14 protein-coding genes are annotated in these 16,949 nt (G+C 69.3%); 10 read left to right on the top strand and 4 right to left on the bottom strand.

Translation table 11 applies throughout. From position 1 onward, the window contains the following. Positions 1-102 precede the first annotated feature (102 nt). The 7 genes from FBZ87_RS03805 (at position 103) to FBZ87_RS03775 (ending at position 6,734) form a co-directional block, all read left to right on the top strand. Positions 103-399 carry a hypothetical protein gene (locus tag FBZ87_RS03805; protein ID WP_145608990.1) on the top strand — a complete coding sequence of 99 codons (297 nt, stop codon included), beginning with the start codon at positions 103-105 and terminating at the stop codon, positions 397-399. A 41-nt stretch (positions 400-440) separates the two neighbouring features. Next, positions 441-1,265 (top strand): IclR family transcriptional regulator, encoded by an 825-nt coding sequence (locus FBZ87_RS03800; RefSeq protein ID WP_246134219.1) that lies wholly within the window; start codon positions 441-443, stop codon positions 1,263-1,265. An 87-nt stretch (positions 1,266-1,352) separates the two neighbouring features. Continuing rightward, the gene (locus FBZ87_RS03795; protein ID WP_145608989.1) at positions 1,353-1,682 is read left to right on the top strand and encodes a PadR family transcriptional regulator; all 330 of its coding nucleotides are present in this window, start codon (positions 1,353-1,355) and stop codon (positions 1,680-1,682) included. Between the two features lie 3 nt (positions 1,683-1,685). Continuing rightward, positions 1,686-2,486 (top strand): hypothetical protein, encoded by an 801-nt coding sequence (locus FBZ87_RS03790; protein WP_145608988.1) that lies wholly within the window; start codon positions 1,686-1,688, stop codon positions 2,484-2,486. Between the two features lie 82 nt (positions 2,487-2,568). Further along, the gene (locus FBZ87_RS03785) at positions 2,569-3,252 is read left to right on the top strand and encodes a hypothetical protein (protein ID WP_145608987.1); all 684 of its coding nucleotides are present in this window, start codon (positions 2,569-2,571) and stop codon (positions 3,250-3,252) included. Positions 3,253-3,438: 186 nt separating this feature from the next. Further along, positions 3,439-5,562, top strand: a complete 2,124-nt coding sequence (locus tag FBZ87_RS03780) for a 3-hydroxyacyl-CoA dehydrogenase NAD-binding domain-containing protein (RefSeq protein WP_145608986.1) — start codon at positions 3,439-3,441, stop codon at positions 5,560-5,562. 11 nt (positions 5,563-5,573) lie between these two features. Further along, a complete protein-coding gene (locus FBZ87_RS03775) occupies positions 5,574-6,734 on the top strand; it encodes an acyl-CoA dehydrogenase family protein (RefSeq protein WP_145608985.1) in 1,161 nt (386 codons plus the stop codon). 3 nt (positions 6,735-6,737) lie between these two features. On the opposite strand, the gene FBZ87_RS03770 is transcribed toward FBZ87_RS03775, so the two are convergent. Beyond that, positions 6,738-7,868 carry a JmjC domain-containing protein gene (locus FBZ87_RS03770; RefSeq protein WP_145608984.1) on the bottom strand — a complete coding sequence of 377 codons (1,131 nt, stop codon included), beginning with the start codon at positions 7,866-7,868 and terminating at the stop codon, positions 6,738-6,740. Between the two features lie 57 nt (positions 7,869-7,925). Continuing rightward, positions 7,926-11,330, bottom strand: a complete 3,405-nt coding sequence (locus FBZ87_RS03765; RefSeq protein WP_186454550.1) for a YhdP family protein — start codon at positions 11,328-11,330, stop codon at positions 7,926-7,928. Between the two features lie 197 nt (positions 11,331-11,527). Between FBZ87_RS03765 and FBZ87_RS03760 the strand changes: the two genes are divergently transcribed. The 3 genes from FBZ87_RS03760 to FBZ87_RS03750 all read left to right on the top strand — a co-directional run bounded on the left by FBZ87_RS03760 (position 11,528) and on the right by FBZ87_RS03750 (position 15,428). Continuing rightward, complete coding sequence (locus FBZ87_RS03760) at positions 11,528-14,503, top strand: bifunctional [glutamine synthetase] adenylyltransferase/[glutamine synthetase]-adenylyl-L-tyrosine phosphorylase (RefSeq protein WP_145608982.1); 2,976 nt, start codon at positions 11,528-11,530, stop codon at positions 14,501-14,503. A gap of 109 nt (positions 14,504-14,612) precedes the next feature. After that, on the top strand, positions 14,613-15,077 hold the full coding sequence (gene bcp / locus FBZ87_RS03755) for a thioredoxin-dependent thiol peroxidase (protein ID WP_145608981.1): 465 nt from the start codon (positions 14,613-14,615) through the stop codon (positions 15,075-15,077). A 3-nt stretch (positions 15,078-15,080) separates the two neighbouring features. Beyond that, positions 15,081-15,428: a hypothetical protein gene (locus tag FBZ87_RS03750; RefSeq protein WP_145608980.1), complete on the top strand. Its 348-nt coding sequence runs from the start codon at positions 15,081-15,083 to the stop codon at positions 15,426-15,428. Positions 15,429-15,461: 33 nt separating this feature from the next. Here the strand turns inward: FBZ87_RS03750 and FBZ87_RS03745 are convergent, their stop codons facing one another. Together FBZ87_RS03745 and FBZ87_RS03740 are read right to left on the bottom strand one after the other, a co-directional pair. After that, positions 15,462-15,887, bottom strand: coding sequence for a VOC family protein (locus FBZ87_RS03745; protein WP_145608979.1), 426 nt, complete (start codon positions 15,885-15,887; stop codon positions 15,462-15,464). Positions 15,888-15,964: 77 nt separating this feature from the next. Next, on the bottom strand, positions 15,965-16,864 hold the full coding sequence (locus FBZ87_RS03740) for a helix-turn-helix domain-containing protein (protein ID WP_145608978.1): 900 nt from the start codon (positions 16,862-16,864) through the stop codon (positions 15,965-15,967). Positions 16,865-16,949: the final 85 nt, after the last annotated feature.

The raw sequence follows: 16,949 nt of genomic DNA, 5'->3' as shown, positions 1-16,949 counted from the left end.
TCTTCTTCCGGTTGCAATGACACCGTGGTCATCAGAGACTGCGGCCTTCGCGCGACCGCCGGCCAAACGGTGGCGCGCGGTCTCCGGACCGGGCCATCTCCTATGCACGATGCCGCGTTGTCATCCGGCGCCATGGCGCGCGTGAGGAAAGGACGGGCCTTCATCGTCCTGCTCATGCCCGTTGTCGGCATCCTTCTGGTCCTGAACCTGGCGGAGTTCTGGGGGCTGGCCCCTCGGATGGCGGACCGTGGCGTTCTGGCTTGGCTGGGCCTGCCGCCGGCATCGTGGGAAAGCATCCGCCTTCTGCTGCTGATCGCCTTTTTCGGGGGCGTGCTGCACCGCTATTTCCGCTTCATCGAAAAGTCGTTCGCCGTTTCCTCCGGTGGCGGAGACGTATAATCAGTCCTGGGGCGCGTATTGCCACCCTGGGGAGGGATGCCTTGAAGAAGCGCAGCAGTCCGGTCATGGAAGACATGGGTGACGAGGCCGGCGGGGACCGGCAGTTCGTCACGGCGCTGTCGCGCGGCCTGGACATCCTGCGCTGTTTCGAGCCCACCGACGGCCCCCTGGGCAATGCCGACCTGGCGCAGCGCTGCGGCCTGCCCAAGGCCACGGTGTCGCGCCTGACCTACACCCTGGCCAAGCTGGGCTATCTGGATTACCTGCCCGACAGCGGCAAATACCGCATGGGTGTGGCCGTGCTGGGCCTGGGCTATGCCTGCCTGGGCGGGCTGAAGATTCGGGAAACGGCGCAGCCCTACCTGCAGGCCTTGGCCGACCACGCCGGCGACGGCGTGCTGACCGCCCTGGCCGGCCGCGACGACCTCAGCATGGTCTACATCGCCTGCGCCCGGGCGCCCGGCATGGTCAGCCTGCAGCAGGATGTCGGGTCGCGCCTGTCCTTGGGCCGATCCAGCATCGGCCGCGCCTATCTGGCGGCCCTGGACCAGCCCACCCGGGCCCAGCTGATGGAACGCCTGCGCCAACGGGCGGGCGAGGAGTTCTGGCCCATGGTGGAGCGGGGCATCCTGCGCTCCGCCGACGAAATCCGGGCACGCGGCTTTTGCCTGAACGTCGGCGAATGGGTGCAGGGCGTGAATTCCGTCGCCGTGCCCCTGCGTCCCACCCAACCGGGCCAGCCGCCCTTGGCGTTCAACTGCGGCGGCCCATCCTACATTCTGACGCCCGAGCGGCTGGAAAAGGAACTGGGTCCCCGCCTGGTAGAACTGGCCAACCGCGTGGCCCTGGTCGGCCGGGCGGTTTGAGTCCCCTCCTGCCCTGGCCAGTCCCATTGACGCCCTGCGCCTGTCGAATATACATTGTAGAAGAAATTGAAAGCCGGGCGGGGCGTGATGGGCAGGAACACATTAGGCACACTGGAACAGGCGGTGATGATGGTCATCCTGGCGCTGGGCGACGGCGCCTACGGCGTGGCCATCCGTGATGAGCTGAGCCGCCGCACCCGGCGGGAGCATACGCTGGGCGCCGTCTATACCACCCTGGACCGCCTATCGGCCAAGGAGTTGCTGGAATCCTACCTGGGTGAGCCGACGCCGACGCGCGGCGGCCGGGCCAAGCGCTATTTCAAGCTGACCGGCGAGGGGCGTCAGGCGCTGGATCACGCCGTCAACACCCGCCACGAGTTGGAATTCGGACTGGATCTGGCGGGCAAGGGGGTCTGAACCATGACGACGCCGTCCGAAAACAGCATCGCCGTCGTCACCCCAACCGTCCTGCCCCTGTTCCCCCGCCTTTGCCTGATGCTGGTGGCCACCCCCGAGGAGGTGGAGGATCGCATGGGCGACCTGGAGGAATCCTACGTCAACGCCTTGGCGGCCCTGGGGCCGGATGCCGCCCTGAACCGTTATCGCCGCGACATCGCCTCAAGCATCCTGGCCATCGCCAGCCGGCGGCTGGAAAACTTGGTGCTGCTGCGCTTCCTGGACCGGGGCCGGCTGCTGCAATCGCTTGCCACGATCGCCGTGGCCTTCACCGTCTGCTGCGCCATGATGTCGGTGCTGGTGCCCGTCCCCTGGTGGATACGCGCCGGCATGCCCAGCTATCCCGGCCAGTTCCGGGGCTTCAACCAGCCCGATTATCCCGTCTGCCAGGCCTGGACCGACTATCAGGGCCGAAGCCGCCTGGCGCGTGACCTGCACGGCCCCGGCGTCCACGTGACCGAGGTCACCACCCGGGGCGCGGTGCGCCAGGGCGCGGAACAGGATCTGGCCGTCCTGTTGCCCCAGGCGGCCAAGGTGACCGCCATCTACTGCGGCATCACCCGACCGGGTGCGGTGAAAACCACTGTCGAAGAGTGTTCCCGCGGCGGCTGCGGTACCGGTGTCTCGGCTTTCGTCGAGGATAGCGCCTACGTGGAAGGCCGTGTCCTGACCTTGGCCATGTCCACCCGCTCCGCCGGCCCCGAAGACAGCGTCACCGGCCATTTCTGGATAGGCTGGCGCGACGACGGCACCACCGGCCCCTGAATTCCCGCCCTCCCCCGTCGCCCTCCTGAAGGATCGCGCCAATTTCCTCTACATTGTGCAATAAATTAAGGAAGCAGCAGCCATGCACGCGAATTTGTCGCTTGAGGCCCAGATGCCGTTCCCCGTCGCACTCATGAGCCGGCTGCTGGTATCCCTGATTTCGGCCGCACTGTCCGTCAGCCTGGTCTATGGCCTGATGACGGCCTCGATACCGGACCCCTGGTGGCGGCAGGCGGGGTTACCCACCAACCCCGGTTATTTCCGGGGCGCCAACGTCGTGGACTATCCCTTCTGCCAGGCCTGGAACGATTACCAGGGCGGGAACCGCATGGCGCGGGACCTGGGCGCCCCCGGGGTGCGGGTGACGGAGGCGCAGACACGGGCCACCATCCGCCCGGGAGGGGAAGAGAACCTGTTCGTGGAGCTGCCCGGGACAGCCCAGGTCGTCGCCGTTTATTGCGGCATCTCACAGGATGGGGCGCCCATGGGCGAATGCGCCCGCTATGTCTGCGGCGACGGGGTCGCCACCTTCATCGCCGACAGCATGTACACGGGCAGCGAGTACAGCGGCACGCTGGAGAGCGGCACCCGAATCCTGACCTTGACCCTCATGAACAAGCGGGCTGAAACGCGGCGGCGGAGCACGGTCCGCTTCTGGGTGGCCTGGCAGGACGACACTCCACCACCCGAGGCCACGGCCCCGCAAACGGTCCCTCCGGCCGTCCCCCCAAAAGCCACGGCGAAGCCCTTTTCCAATCCGACCTGATCCGACCGACAGGGACCGGCGCCCTGGGCAGATTGAGAGGGCCAAGGCGTCATAATCCCGCGCAGCGCACCATAAATTCCGTTATGCAGAATTATATTCCGCAGACATTGCAATGCGTCGGCGCTTTGATACTGTCCTGCCGGATGGCGCCGACCCAACCAGGCGCCTTGAGGGAGGGAGAGCACCATGGACGCCAGCGGCATCGCCACCGACTGCACCCCCGTACGCTATCAGCGCCAGGGCCGCACCGGCATCATCACCGTCAACCAGCCGCCCGTGAACGCGCTGGGCCAGGCTGTGCGGGCCGGGCTGCTGCGTGCCCTGGGACTGGGTCAGGCGGACGGGGAGGCGGACCTGCTGGTGCTGCTGGCGGCCGGCCGCACCTTCATGGCCGGCGCCGACATCCGCGAATTCGGCCAGACGCCGCTGGTGCCCATCCTGCCGGACGTGGTGGCGGCGCTGGAGGCCAGTCCCAAGCCCGTCATCGCCGTGCTGCACGGCACGGCCTTGGGCGGCGGGCTGGAGGTGGCGCTGGGCTGCCATTTCCGGGTGGCGCTTCCAGGAACCAGGCTGGGCCTGCCGGAGGTGAAGCTGGGCCTGCTGCCGGGCGCCGGCGGCACCCAGCGCCTGCCCCGCCTGGTGGGCCCGGCCAAGGCGCTGGAGATGATCGTCAGCGGCGAGCCCGTCACGGCGGCCATGGCGCTGGACATCGGCCTGGTCGATTGGGTGGCGGCAGAGCCTGACCCCCTGGCCGCCGGCCTGGCCTTCGCCAAACGCGTGCGGGCCAAGGGCCTGATGCCCCGCCGCACCGGAGCCCGGGGGGATCGTATCGCCGACATCAGCCCGTCGCTGTTCGGCGCCGCCCGCGCCGATCTGGCCCGGAAATCTCCGCACCTGTTCGCCCCGCACCGCTGCGTCGATGCGGTGGAGGCGGCCTGCACCCTGCCCCTGGCCGAGGGGCTGAAGCGGGAGCGGGATCTGTTCCTGGCTTGCATGGACAGCCCCCAGCGCGCGGGCCTGATCCATTCCTTCTTCGCCGAGCGGGCGGTGGCCAAGGTGCCGGGGCTGGCGCCCGACGTGACGCCCCGCCCCGTGCACCGTGTGGGCGTCATCGGCGCCGGCACCATGGGCGGCGGCATCGCCATGTGCTTCGCCAACGCGCATATCCCCGTCGTGCTGCTGGACACGACCCAAGAGGCGCTGGACCGGGGTTTGGCCACGATCCGCCGCAACTACCAGGCCAGCGTGGCCAGGGGCAAGCTGAGCCAGGAGGAAGCAGACGCCCGCCTTGGCCTGATCCGTCCCCGTCTGGACTACGGCGACCTGGCGGACGCCGACCTGGTGATCGAGGCGGTGTTCGAGTCCATGGACCTGAAGAAACAGATCTTCATCCGGCTGGACCAGGTGTGCCGGCCGGGCGCCATCCTGGCCACCAACACCAGCACCCTGGACGTGGACGCCATCGCCGCCGTGACCAGCCGGCCGCAGGACGTGGCAGGCATGCACTTCTTCAGCCCAGCCAATGTCATGCGCCTGCTGGAGGTGGTACGGGGCCGGGAGACGGCGCCCGACGTGCTGGCGACAGCCATGGACGTGGCGCGCCGCATCGGCAAGGTGGGCGTGGCCGTGGGCGTCTGCTATGGCTTCGTCGGCAACCGCATGCTGCACCAGCGTGCGCGCGAGGCCACGGCCTTGGTGGACGAGGGGGCGGCGCCGGAACAGGTGGACCGCGTGCTGACGGGTTTCGGCTTCCCCATGGGCCCCTTCGCCATGGGCGACCTGGCCGGGCTGGACGTGGGCTGGCGCATCCGGGAGGAGCGGCGCAAGGCCGGCGACCCCGACACCCTGCCCCCCGGCTGGCTGGACCGCCTGGCCGAACAGGGCCGCTATGGCCAGAAGACCGGTGCCGGCATTTACCGTTATGAGGCCGGCAGCCGCACGCCCCTGCCCGACCCGGTCACGGCCGAGCTGATCGCCCGGGACCGCGCCGCCAAAGGCATCACCCCGCGGGGTGTCCCCGACCAGGAAATCCTGGAGCGTTGCCTGTACGTCATGGTGAACGAGGCCGCGAAGATCCTGGAGGAAGGGGTAGCCGCCCGCGCCCTGGATATCGACATGATCTGGGTCCACGGCTACGGCTTCCCCGCCTGGCGCGGCGGCCCCCTGTTCTGGGCCGACCAGGTGGGCTTGGGCCTCATCCTGGACGCCATCACCCGGTTCCATCGGGCGACGGGCGCCAAGCAGTGGCGACCCGCGCCGTTGCTGGAGCGCCTGGTACGCGACGGCCACGGCTTCGCCAGCCTGAACTAAGGGGCGACCGTATGGCCTTGGATCAAGAGACGCTGAACCAGCTGCTGGACACCGTGGCCCGCTTCGTGCGCGACCGGCTGGTGCCGCTGGAACACCAGGTGGCGGAAGATGACGCCATTCCACCGCACATCGTGGATGAAATGCGGAATCTGGGCCTGTTCGGCCTGTCCATACCCGATGAGTATGGCGGCCTGGGCCTGACCATGGCGGAAGAGGTGCAGGTAGCCTTCGAACTGGGCCAGACCTCGCCAGCCTTCCGCTCCCTCATCGGCACCAACAACGGCATCGGCTCGCAAGGGCTGGTCATCGACGGGACGGAGGCGCAGAAGCGGCACTACCTGCCCAAGCTGGCCACCGGCGAGATCATCAGCGCCTTCGCCCTGACGGAGCCGGAGGCGGGATCGGATGCCGGCAGCTTGCGCACCAGCGCCCGGCGCGACGGCGACCACTATGTACTGAACGGCACCAAGCGCTTCATCACCAACGCGCCGCATGCCGGCCTGTTCACCGTGTTCGCCCGCACCGACCCCGCCAGCCGCGACGCCAAGGGCGTCACCGCCTTCCTAGTGGAGGCGGGCACGCCCGGCGTCAGCGTCGGCCCGGCGGACCGCAAGATGGGGCAGAAGGGCAGCCACACCGCCGACGTGGTGTTCCAGGACGCGCGGGTGCCGGCGGCCAACATCATCGGCGGGCGCGAGGGCCAGGGCTTCCGCACCGCCATGAAGGTGCTGGACCGGGGGCGCCTGCACATCGGCGCCGTCTGCGTGGGCGTGGCGGAACGCCTGATCCGCGACAGCCTGGCCTACGCCCTGGACCGCCAGCAGTTCGGCCAGCCCATCGCCGAGTTCCAGCTGGTGCAGGCCATGCTGGCCGACAGCCGGACGGAAGCCTACGCCGCCCGCTGCATGGTGCTGGAGACCGCCCGCCAGCGCGACGCCGGCCGCGATGTGGGCACGGAGGCCGCCTGCACCAAGCTGTTCTGTTCGGAGATGGTGGGGCGCGTGGCCGACCGCGCCGTGCAGATCCACGGCGGCGCCGGTTATATGGCCGAATACGGGGTGGAACGCTTCTACCGCGACGTCCGCCTGTTCCGCATCTATGAGGGCACCAGCCAGATCCAGCAGCTGGTCATTGCCCGCAACATGATCCGGGACGCCAAGGGCGGCCGCTGAGGCTCAGTCGTCGAACAGCCAGACTTGGCCGGCGCGGGCCAGGCCGGCGACCGCATCGGCCACGGTGGGACCTTCCATGTCCGGCAGGTCCCGCTTCAGCGCGCCCAGACGGGCACCGTCCGTGGCCAGCAGCTGCGTCAGCACCCGCCGCTGATCCGGCGGCAACCTGGATGGAACCGGCCCCGGGCCGCGCGCGGCGGGATGGATTTCCGTGGTGTCCGACAAGGTGCGGTCCAGGCCCAGGTTCATGGGCTGGAACGCCTCGCGCTCCCCATCCAGCTGGGTGAACAGGGCGTCCAGGTCCGGCTGCTCCAGCGCACCGTGCAGCAGATCGGCCTGAACCGCCATTTGCCGGCGCGTCGCCGCCTCATCGGCCAGGGCCATGACCTCTTCCCGGAAGGCGTCTTCGCCCCCCTCCAGCCGGCCGGCCAGGGCGCGCAGCATGTCGCGGGCGCGCAGGCCCCCCAGGTTGATGGTCAGGTGGACGGAGTGTCCACCCTCCGCCACCGCGGCCCAGTGGATGTCGCCGCGCGGGATGTACAGCACGTCGCCGGGGCGCAAGGTGTCCTCCCACTCTACCGGCCCCGCCTCCGCCACGGTGGGATAGCTGCGGCTGACCAGGGGATGGACGGCGCGGACGCCATGGCAGTGCCAGCGCTTCTCCCCCGATATCTGCAGGATGATGACGTCGTGGTTGTCCCAGTGGGGACCCAAAGCCCCCTCGCGCTGGAAGCTGACATAGGCGTTGGCGCCGCCGCGCACGCGATAGCGCCGCTCCACCGCCGCGACCAGGGCGGCGATGCGGGGGGAGACATGGTGCAGGTGGTTCAGGGCCAGGCTGAGACCCTGGCCGATCTGGTCGTGCAGGGCGGCGGTTTTCAGGAACATCTGGCCCGCCTTGTTGCGGCCTACTACCGTCTCATAGGGCAGATCCTGGCCGGAGCGGACCAGGCGCAGGCGGCCGTTGTGCAGGCCGGCCAACGTCACCTGGGCGTTGATCAGCGACCAGGGCAGCAGCCGGGCGAAAACATCCGCCTGGCCGGTGCACAGGTGCAGGCGCCGCTTTTCAAGGAAGGCCCGGTCCAGATCTACCGGGTCATGAGGACGGACCAGCGCCGACACGCCACCAAGCATAAGCCCACCCCAAAACCATGAACCCGCGCCAGGATAGCACCCTGCCGGAAAGTCCTGCTACTTCGGCGTGTCGGGTGTTACCTGGGCGGGCGTTGCCGGGTCGCCCGCCGGCTTGGCCGGTTTCTTCCGGGGGGCGGGCTTCGCCTCCGGCTTGCCGTCCTCATCCGTGGGCGACAGGAAGAACAGGTTGCGCAGGAAGCCGGGGGCCAGCACGGCCAGCGGGTTGACCGACACGTCCAGGTCGTCCAGCGGGCCCTTCACCCGGTACGTGGCCGACAGCAGGCCCTGCCCCTCGCCGCCCGTCAGCAGGTCGCCGACGATGGGGATGGCGCCCAGCAGCTTGTTGAAGGTGCTGAAGGGAACGATGGTGCCCTGAAGGTCGGCCATGCCGCGGCTGAGGTTGATCTCCCCCTCCATGGTCAGGCCGATGGCGGCGCCCGAGGTGCGGACATCGTGGAAGCTGACGCCGGTGTCGGTCCAGTGGAAGCCGCCTTCCAGCTTGGCAAAGGTGATGGGGGCGCCGCTCATGAAGTCGGAGAAGCCCTGGAAGCTGGCCGCCGACAGCAGGCGCGCCATGACCGGCGCCTCCACCACCTGGTAATCGGTGACATCCAGGGTGCCGTCCACCACCTCATGCGGGTCGCCGGGGGTGCTGTGGCCCTTCACCACCAGCTTGCCGCCGCGCAGATGATCCAGCACGTCCAGCTGCTGCAGGGCCGCACCCGCGTCGTCGGAGGTGATGGTCAGCGCCATGGCGTTGCCGTCCGGCACATAGCGCAGGGCCAGGTGTCCGGCGTTGTCCTTGCCGATGCGGCTGTCCAGCACGACGGAACGCCAGCTGCGGCCCCGGCGGGCGAACTGGCCCTTGCTGGCACCGATCTCGCGCCCGCCGTTGGCCGTCACCACCTTGTCGAAGTTGAAATCGATATCCAGCGGCGGCCGCGCGTCCAGCGCCTTCAGTTCCGCCTCGGTCAGCGTGTGGGATGGGCCCCCACCGCCACTCGCCGACCGGCGGAAGGGCCGCGCGTCCATGGACGGGCCCGCTGCCTTGATCCGCATGCCGCCCGCGTCGTCCACGTCCACCGTCATGGCGGCGTCGGTGCGCCCCTGGCGGTAACGGTCGAGCGCGATATGGCCGATGGAGAAGTCGTGCTTCAGGTCCATGCTGCCCGACGCCTCCATCCCGTCCGCCTTCAGCTGAAAGCGGGTGACGTGCAGCGGCCGGCCCTGGTCGAAGCCCACCTCGACATGGCCGGAGGCGGGTACGCCCGTCACCTTGCGCCAGTCCATCAGGGACACGGCCAGGGCCGACTTGGTCAGGTCCAGGTCGGCCAGGATGGTCTCCTGATGTTGGGCGTCCCTGGTGTAGACCATGCTGACGCCCACGGGGCCGCGCACCCAGTCGGGGAAATCCAGGTGGAATAGCTGGCGGTCGCGGTCGTTGGCCGTGGCCTGCAGGGCGACACGGGTGCCAATGGGCGCCTCCGCCGGGAAATTCTCGCGCCACAGGATGCGGGCCGGCATGCCGTTCAGGCGGGCGGTGCCGTTGGTGTCCATGCCCTTGTTGTCCAGCACCAGGTTCAGATCGCCGTCCGACGCCTTGATGTCGGCGACGATGCCGTCGGCGGCCACGTTCTTCAGGTGCGCCTGCACGCCCAGCTTCACCTGGTCCATCTTCAGGGTGGCGACCAGCGGGAAGTCGAAGCGCAGGGTCATATCAGCGGTGCCGGCCACGGTCGCCGGCACCAGCCCCACCTTCCTGGCATAGCCCAGGGGCGGGGTGTCGATAACGGTGAGCGCGGAGGAGATGGGGCCGCTGACCGGCAGCGTCATTTCCATCTTCTGCGCCGTCTTGTCCAAGCCGGTGATGTCCAGGCGGGAGGTGCCCAGCGCCAGGTCCAGCAGGCGGCCCTGCGTCAGCTCGATGCCCAGGTGCCCGCCGTCGAAGGTGGCGGTGCCGCCCACATCCTTCACCTTGGGCAGGCCGTCCATGTAGTTCACGGTGGCGCCGGAGAAGGCGAAGTTGGCCATCATGCGGCTGGGCACCATATCCGACAGGTCGGCCGGGGCGTTGCCCTCTAAATTGAAGGTGACCTTGTCGAAGGCGCCATCCGACAGGTTCTGCATGATCCAGGCGCGCGGCTTCGGCAGGGCGTCCAGGGGCCACAGCGCGTCCAGCGCGTTCAACGGCACGGACTTGACCTCGGTGGCCAGGGTCACGCGATAGCTGCCGTCGTCCCGCTTCACCCCCTTGCCCGTCAGCATGACGGTGGATGCGGGCGCGGGCCCGCCGGACCCGGGCAGGGTCAGGTTCAGGTGGTTCAGGATCAGGCCCCCCGGCTCCAGCCTGGCCTGCAGATCCAGGTTGGCCACCGCCAGCGGCGCCTTCAGCCGCCCCGGCAGGGTGACGGTGCCGGCCGTGCCGCTGAGCGCCACGTCGAAGATGCGGGGCGAGAAGTCGGAGGCGAGGTCCAGCGTCACCGTGCCGGCCAGGGGCATGTCGATGCCGCCCACGGCCGCCAGCACACCGTCGGACGCACGGGTGACGCGCGCCAGGTCCGCCGGGCTGACGCCGGAGAAATGGGCCACGGCGCTGACGGTGCCGTCGGCCAGGCGATAGCCGAGATCGGCCGCCACCTGCGTCATGTGCCCGCCCAGGTCCACCACCAGCTGAGCGTTGCCAGTGATGCCCCGTCGGTCGCGGGTCAGGGAGATGTCGGCCCGGGGGGCGGACCACACAAGGCCCAGCTGGCGGTTATCCACCGACAGCCGCGCCTCGGACACCACCAGCTTGGTGAGCGCGCCCAGGGGTTCCAGCGGATCCGGCGGCCGCTTCAGCGCCGTGATCAGGTCCGCCATGAAGTCGTTGCCGTCGTCGGTGTCGTCGTCCGACATGAGCGCCAGGCGGAAACGGCCGTCGACCTCGCGGATGGCGTTCAGCCGGGGGCGCACCAGCACGATACGGGTGGGCGCCAGGCGGCCGTGCAGCAGCGCCGGCACCGACAGGGCAACGCGGAATTCCGGCAGCGTCGCCACGGTGGCGCCGCCCGTGCCCGTCAGCACCACGTCGTCGGCCAGGATTTCCACCGTGGCGCCCTTGGGCGCCCTGGCGAGCAGCACCTTGTGGACGGAGATGTGGACGGTGCCGCCGGAATTCACCGCCTGCTCAAGATAGGGCGCGAACCAGGAGATGGGCATGGGCCCTCGGCTGAGGCGCCAGGTCAAAAGGCCAGCCGTGACCAGGACCACCAGCAGCAGGCCCGCCGCCAGTTCCAGGATGACCAGGGCCGTGTGGCCGATCATGCCCCGGCGCTTGCGCGGCGGCTTGGCCGGTGGGGGTTCTGTGGGCTCGGGCGGACGCCGGCCCGGCACGCGCAGGCCCACATCCCCGGACGCCTGCGTCCCGGTCGGCACCTCGGAAGGCGCCTCGGCGGGGGGAATGGGCGGGATCGGACGGGGCAAAGGCTCAGACTTCCGGCATGGCTTGACCGGGTTGCGGGCCCTTGGGCACTCTGCCCCGGGAACCCACAACCGCGAAACGGCGAACAGCGAACGGGGCCCCGTCCCACCCCTTGTCCAGTCCCAGCAACATAGGGTCACGATGGACAGGTTTACACGGGGGCAAGACCCGTTTCCTGGCATAGCCCGGTCAGACATCCATGTTCAATGCGAAATCCCTACCCCAAGCGGCAGATACCGAACTTCTGGCCCGCGGGCTGGAGTCCTGGCAGCGCCGGGCGGAGGACTCCGGCGACAGGGAACTGGCGGAATTCGCCCGAACCTACGCGGCGGATGAGGCGGGCGGGGCCTTGCTGCGGGCCATCCTGGGCAACAGCCCCTTCCTGGGCCAGGCCCTGCTGAAGGAACAGGCCTTTTTCCGCCAGATGGCCACCCTGGGTTTCGACGCCGCCTTCATGGACCTGTTGGAGGGGCTGTGGGCTGAGGTGGGCGGGGCCACCACCACCGAGCGCCTGATGAAGGCGTTGCGCGTGGCCAAGCGCCGCGCCGCCCTGCTGATCGCCGCCGCCGACATCGCGGAATCCTGGACGCTGGAGCAGGTGACCGGCGCCCTGAGCCAGCTGGCGGAGGCGGCACTGCGCCTGACCGCCCGCCACCTGCTGCGCCAACTGGCGGCCAAGGGCGACATCCGCCTGCCCGATGCCGAGAACGACCCCGAGGCGGGCAGCGGCCTGATCGTGCTGGCCATGGGCAAGTTCGGAGCGCTGGAGCTGAACTACTCCAGCGACATCGACCTGATCGTCCTGTACGACGACGGCGTGGTGCAGGCCCGCGACCCGGATGAGATGACCCGCACCTTCGTGCGCTTGGCGCGCGACCTGGTGCGCATCATGGAGGAGCGGACGGTGGATGGTTACGTCTTCCGCACCGACCTGCGCCTGCGCCCCGACCCCGGCGCCACCCCCCTGGCCGTCTCCGTCTCCGCCGCGGAGGCCTATTACGGCAGCCTGGGTCAGAACTGGGAGCGGGCGGCCATGATCAAGGCGCGGCCGGTGGCGGGCGACCGCAAGGCCGGCCAGGACTTCATGGGCCTGATCCGCCATTTCATCTGGCGCCGCAGCCTGGATTTCGCCGCCATCCAGGACATCCATTCCATCAAGCGCCAGATCGGCGCGCATAAGGGCCACCGTGACAAGGCGGTGAACGGCCACGACATCAAGCTGGGCCGGGGCGGCATCCGCGAGATCGAGTTCTTCGCCCAGACCCAGCAGCTGATCTATGGCGGGCGCGACCCCCACCTGCGCACGCCCGCCACCATGATGGCACTGGACGCCCTGGTGGCCGCCGGCCGCGCGGGCGATGACGCCGCCGAGGATCTGAAGGCGGCCTACCGCTTCCTGCGCCGGGTGGAACACCGGGTGCAGATGGTGGACGACCAGCAGACCCACAAGCTGCCGGTGGACGACAAGGGCGTGGCCAGCATCGCCACCTTCCTGGGCTATGCCGACGCCGATACCTTCCGCACCGAGCTGCTGGCCACCCTGGGGCGGGTGGAGGACCGCTACGCCGCCCTGTTCGAGGAGGCGCCGCCCCTGTCCGGCCCCGGCAACCTGGTCTTCACCGGGACGGAGGACGATCCCGACACCATCACCACCCTGCGGGGCCTGGGCTTCCAGAACCCCTCGGCCGTCGCCGCCCAAATCCGCGCGTGGCACCACGGCCGCTACCGCGCCACCCGCAGCACCCGGGCGCGCGAGCTGCTGACGGAGCTGGTGCCCAGCCTGCTGGCGGCCCTGGGCGGCACGGCCCAGCCCGACCAGGCCTTCCTGAAGTTCGATGAGTTCCTGAGCCGCCTGCCCGCCGGGGTTCAGCTGTTCAGCCTGTTCTACGCCAACCCAAAGCTGCTGGAGCTGGTGGCCCTGATCATGGGCACGGCCCCGCGCCTGGCCGACAGCCTGTCGCGGCGACCGTCGCAGCTGGACGCCGTGCTGACCCCTGGCTTCTTCGACCATCTGCCGGACGCCCAGGAATTACGCGAGGGGCTGTTCCGCCAGCTGGCCGATGCCCACCACTTCGAAGAGGTGCTGGACCTGACGCGGCGCTGGACCAGCGACCAGCGCCTGCGTGCCGGCATCCAGATCCTGCGGCACCTGGCCGACGGCGACCAGTGCGGCCCCTTCCTGACCGAGGTGGCGGACACGGCGCTGGCCGTCCTGCATGAGCGGGTGGAGGCGGAGTTCGCCCCCCGCCATGGTCGTTTCGAATCCGGAATGGATGAGGGGGCCGGCATGGCCATCCTGGCCATGGGGCGGCTGGGGGCGGGGTCGCTGTCCCTGGGGTCGGACCTGGACCTGATCACCGTCTATCAGGTGCCGGATGGGGCGGACCAATCCAACGGCCCCAAGCCGCTGTCACCCAGCGAGTACTTCATTCGCCTGACCCAGCGCCTGATCAACGCCATCACCGTGCCCACGGCCGAGGGGGCGCTGTACGAGGTGGACATGCGCCTGCGCCCCTCCGGCAACAAGGGGCCCCTGGCCGTCAGCCTGGACGCCTTCACCCGCTACCAGCGCGAAAGCGCCTGGACGTGGGAGCATATGGCCCTGACGCGCGCCCGGGTACTGACCGGCCCGCCGGCCCTGATGACGCGGCTGACCGAGGCCATCCACGCCGTGCTGGTGCAGCCGCGCGACCCGGACAAGCTGCTGGCCGATGTGGCCGACATGCGCGTCCGCATGGACAAGGAGCACCACACCAAGGACCCCTGGTCGGTGAAGCATGTGCGCGGCGGCATGGTCGACATCCAGTTCCTGGTGCAATATCTGACCCTGCGCCATGCCGCCGACCATCCCGGCATCCTGGACCCCAACACCACCGGCGCCCTGGCCCGCCTGCGCGATACCGGGCTGCTGGACGCGGCGGACGCCGACGCCCTGATCGACATCCACCGCCTGTGGCGCCGGGTGCAGGCCTTCCTGCGCCTGACGGTGGCGGGCGAGGTCAAGGTGGCGGAGGCGCCGCCGGCCCTGCGCCTGGCCCTGGCCGAAGCGGTGGGCCATGGCCTTGACTTCGACGCGGCGGAGGCAAAGATCCGCGCCGCGGCGGCCCAGGCCCACGCCCTGTTCCGGAAGATGGTGGAGGAACCCGCCGCCCGCCTGCCGGCGCCGGCCCCTTGATCCAACCGGCGGGCTGGACCGTATCTGCCCGCGTCATCAGTCCACCGTCGCAAACCTCGGCACGAACCCAGGCCCGAACCCAGGCCCAAACCCAGGAAGGAAAAGCACCATGGCCGTTGAGGTCGGAACCCCCGCCCCGGATTTCACCATGCCCACCGATGGTGGCGGCAGCGTCACCCTGTCGTCGCTGAAAGGCCGCCCGGTGGTGCTGTACTTCTACCCCAAGGACGACACCAGCGGCTGCACGGCCGAGGCCTGCGGCTTCGGCGAATCCCTGCCACACTTCGAGAAGGTGGACGCCACCATCATCGGCGTGTCCAAGGACAGCGTGGCCAGCCACGACAAGTTCAAGAAGAAGTACAACCTGCCCTTCACCCTGGCGTCCGACGCCGACAGCGACGTGTGCGAACGCTATGGCGTGTGGGTGGAAAAGAACATGTACGGCCGCACCTATTTCGGCATCGAGCGCGCCACCTTCCTGATCGACAAGGACGGCCAGGTGGCCAAGGTCTGGCGCAAGGTCAAGGTGCCCGGCCATGTCGACGCCGTGCTGGAAGCGGTGAAGGCGCTGTAAGGAATGCCCACCCGTTCAAGACAAGTCCTGATCTGGTCGTCGTCAGGGCTTGCCTTGATCCTGGCAACCGTCATCGCGGCGGCCTTTTATACCACAACACGCACTCAATCCTCTTTCGATACCATAGAGGTCGGCCAAACGGAGAAATCCGTCATCGGAATTCTCGGACGACCGTCTGTCACGGAATATCCGAGCCGACCGTTCACGCGCTACGCCGTCCATGGATGCGAAACACCTTGCGCCCGACGGATTTGGTACGAAAACAGGTTGGCGCTGGATATGGAGGCCTGGTCAATCTCTATCGGCGATAACGGGACGGTCTTGGAAAAATACCATTGGCTCTCGCCTTGAAGCATTAAGCGAGACAGGGATTCGCCACCGATCTCACATCGGCGCCCAGGGATCGTAGGTGCCGAAGCTCCAGCTGTTTCCCTCGGGATCGCGGGCGTGGTAGCCGCGGCCGGGGTAGCCTTCATTGTCGTGCGGCGGGGTCACGATCTCCGCCCCGGCGGCGCGGGCGCGGTCGTGGTGGGTGTCCAGGTCGTCGACGATGATGTAGACGCACGCCGTGACGCCCCCCGCCTCCGCCGCCGTTTTCCAGCGGTAGGCGTCGGTGGACGGCCCGGGCCGGGCTGACCCCAGCATGACCATGCCGTCGCCCAGCGTCAGCTGGGCGTGGTGGATGAGGCTGGGGTCCTGGTCGTCGGCGTAGACGGCGTGGCGTTGGAATCCGAAGGCGGCGCACAGGAAGTCAATGGCGGCCGGCGCATCCTGATAACGCAGGCAGGGAATCGGGGAACGGGTGGGCATGGGGCTCAGTCTCCTGTCAGGCGGCGACGATGCCGCTGGCCCGACCATAGGGCCGGACGGCGCGGCCTGGATTGGATCTAAATAACCTCCACCACCCCGGCTTCCACCAGCCCGCCGCCGTCCGGAAGGGACCGGGCCAGGTATTGCCCCGGCGTCAGCCCGGCGAACTCCCGAAATTCCCGGATCATATGCGACTGGTCGCAATAGCCGGCATCGATGGCGATGCCGGCCCAGCCGCCGCTGCCCTCGTCCGGCGGCCCGGTCCCCAGCCGCTTGGTCAGTGCCTCGAACCGCATCAGGCGGCGGTAGGTACGCGGCCCCACGCCAAGCGCGTCCTTCACACGATTGGCAAAGTGCTTGGCGCTCCACCCGATGTCCCGCGCGATGTCCGCGATGTCCAGGTCGGGCCGGTCGCGCAGCAGGGCCAGCGCGTGCGCCTGGGCCCCCGGCAGGGCGGGCATGGCGGCGAAGCGGCGGGTCAGCGCGTCGTCCAGCGCGGCCATGCGGCCGGTCCCGTCCGACGCCTCCGCCAGCGCCTGGCCCAGCCGCGTCCCCGCCGGCCCCAGGACAGCGTCCAGGGGCACCACGCGGTCGACCAGATCCGTCAGCGGGCAGCCCAGCAGGCGCCGCAGGCTGGAGAGCGACAGGAAGACATGCATCCCCGCCTGGGTGCCACCCGACCGGGACAGCGCCGGCGCCAAGTGGGCACCAGCCACGAAGCCCTCGCCGGCCCGCAGGGTGATCGGTCGCCCGTCGCCGCCCACGATGCCGATCGGTTCCGCCAGGTTGACGATCAGCACGGCCTGGGCGTGGGGCAGTTCCCGGCGGGTGGTGAAACTGGTCCGCTCGCGATAGTCGGCATAGCCGTCCACCAGGCCCGACAGCGCCGGTGGGGGCGCCAGGCTGGCCACATGCCAGGCGTCCCGCAGGCCGTCATGGCGGCGGATGGACAGCAGACGGGAGGACGGAACGGTCATGGACGGGCCCCGGCAGCGCGGCTGCCGGCCAGCTTGGCACAGATCATCCCGGCTGGGGAGGCCCGGCGCCCGGCGCGTGGGCGTC

This window comes from Nitrospirillum amazonense (genome assembly GCF_007828035.1).
GTDB classification, from domain to species: Bacteria; Pseudomonadota; Alphaproteobacteria; order Azospirillales; family Azospirillaceae; genus Nitrospirillum; species Nitrospirillum amazonense.
The sequence above is the reverse complement of the archived record's forward strand: the minus strand, read 5'-3'. Positions and strand labels throughout refer to the sequence as shown.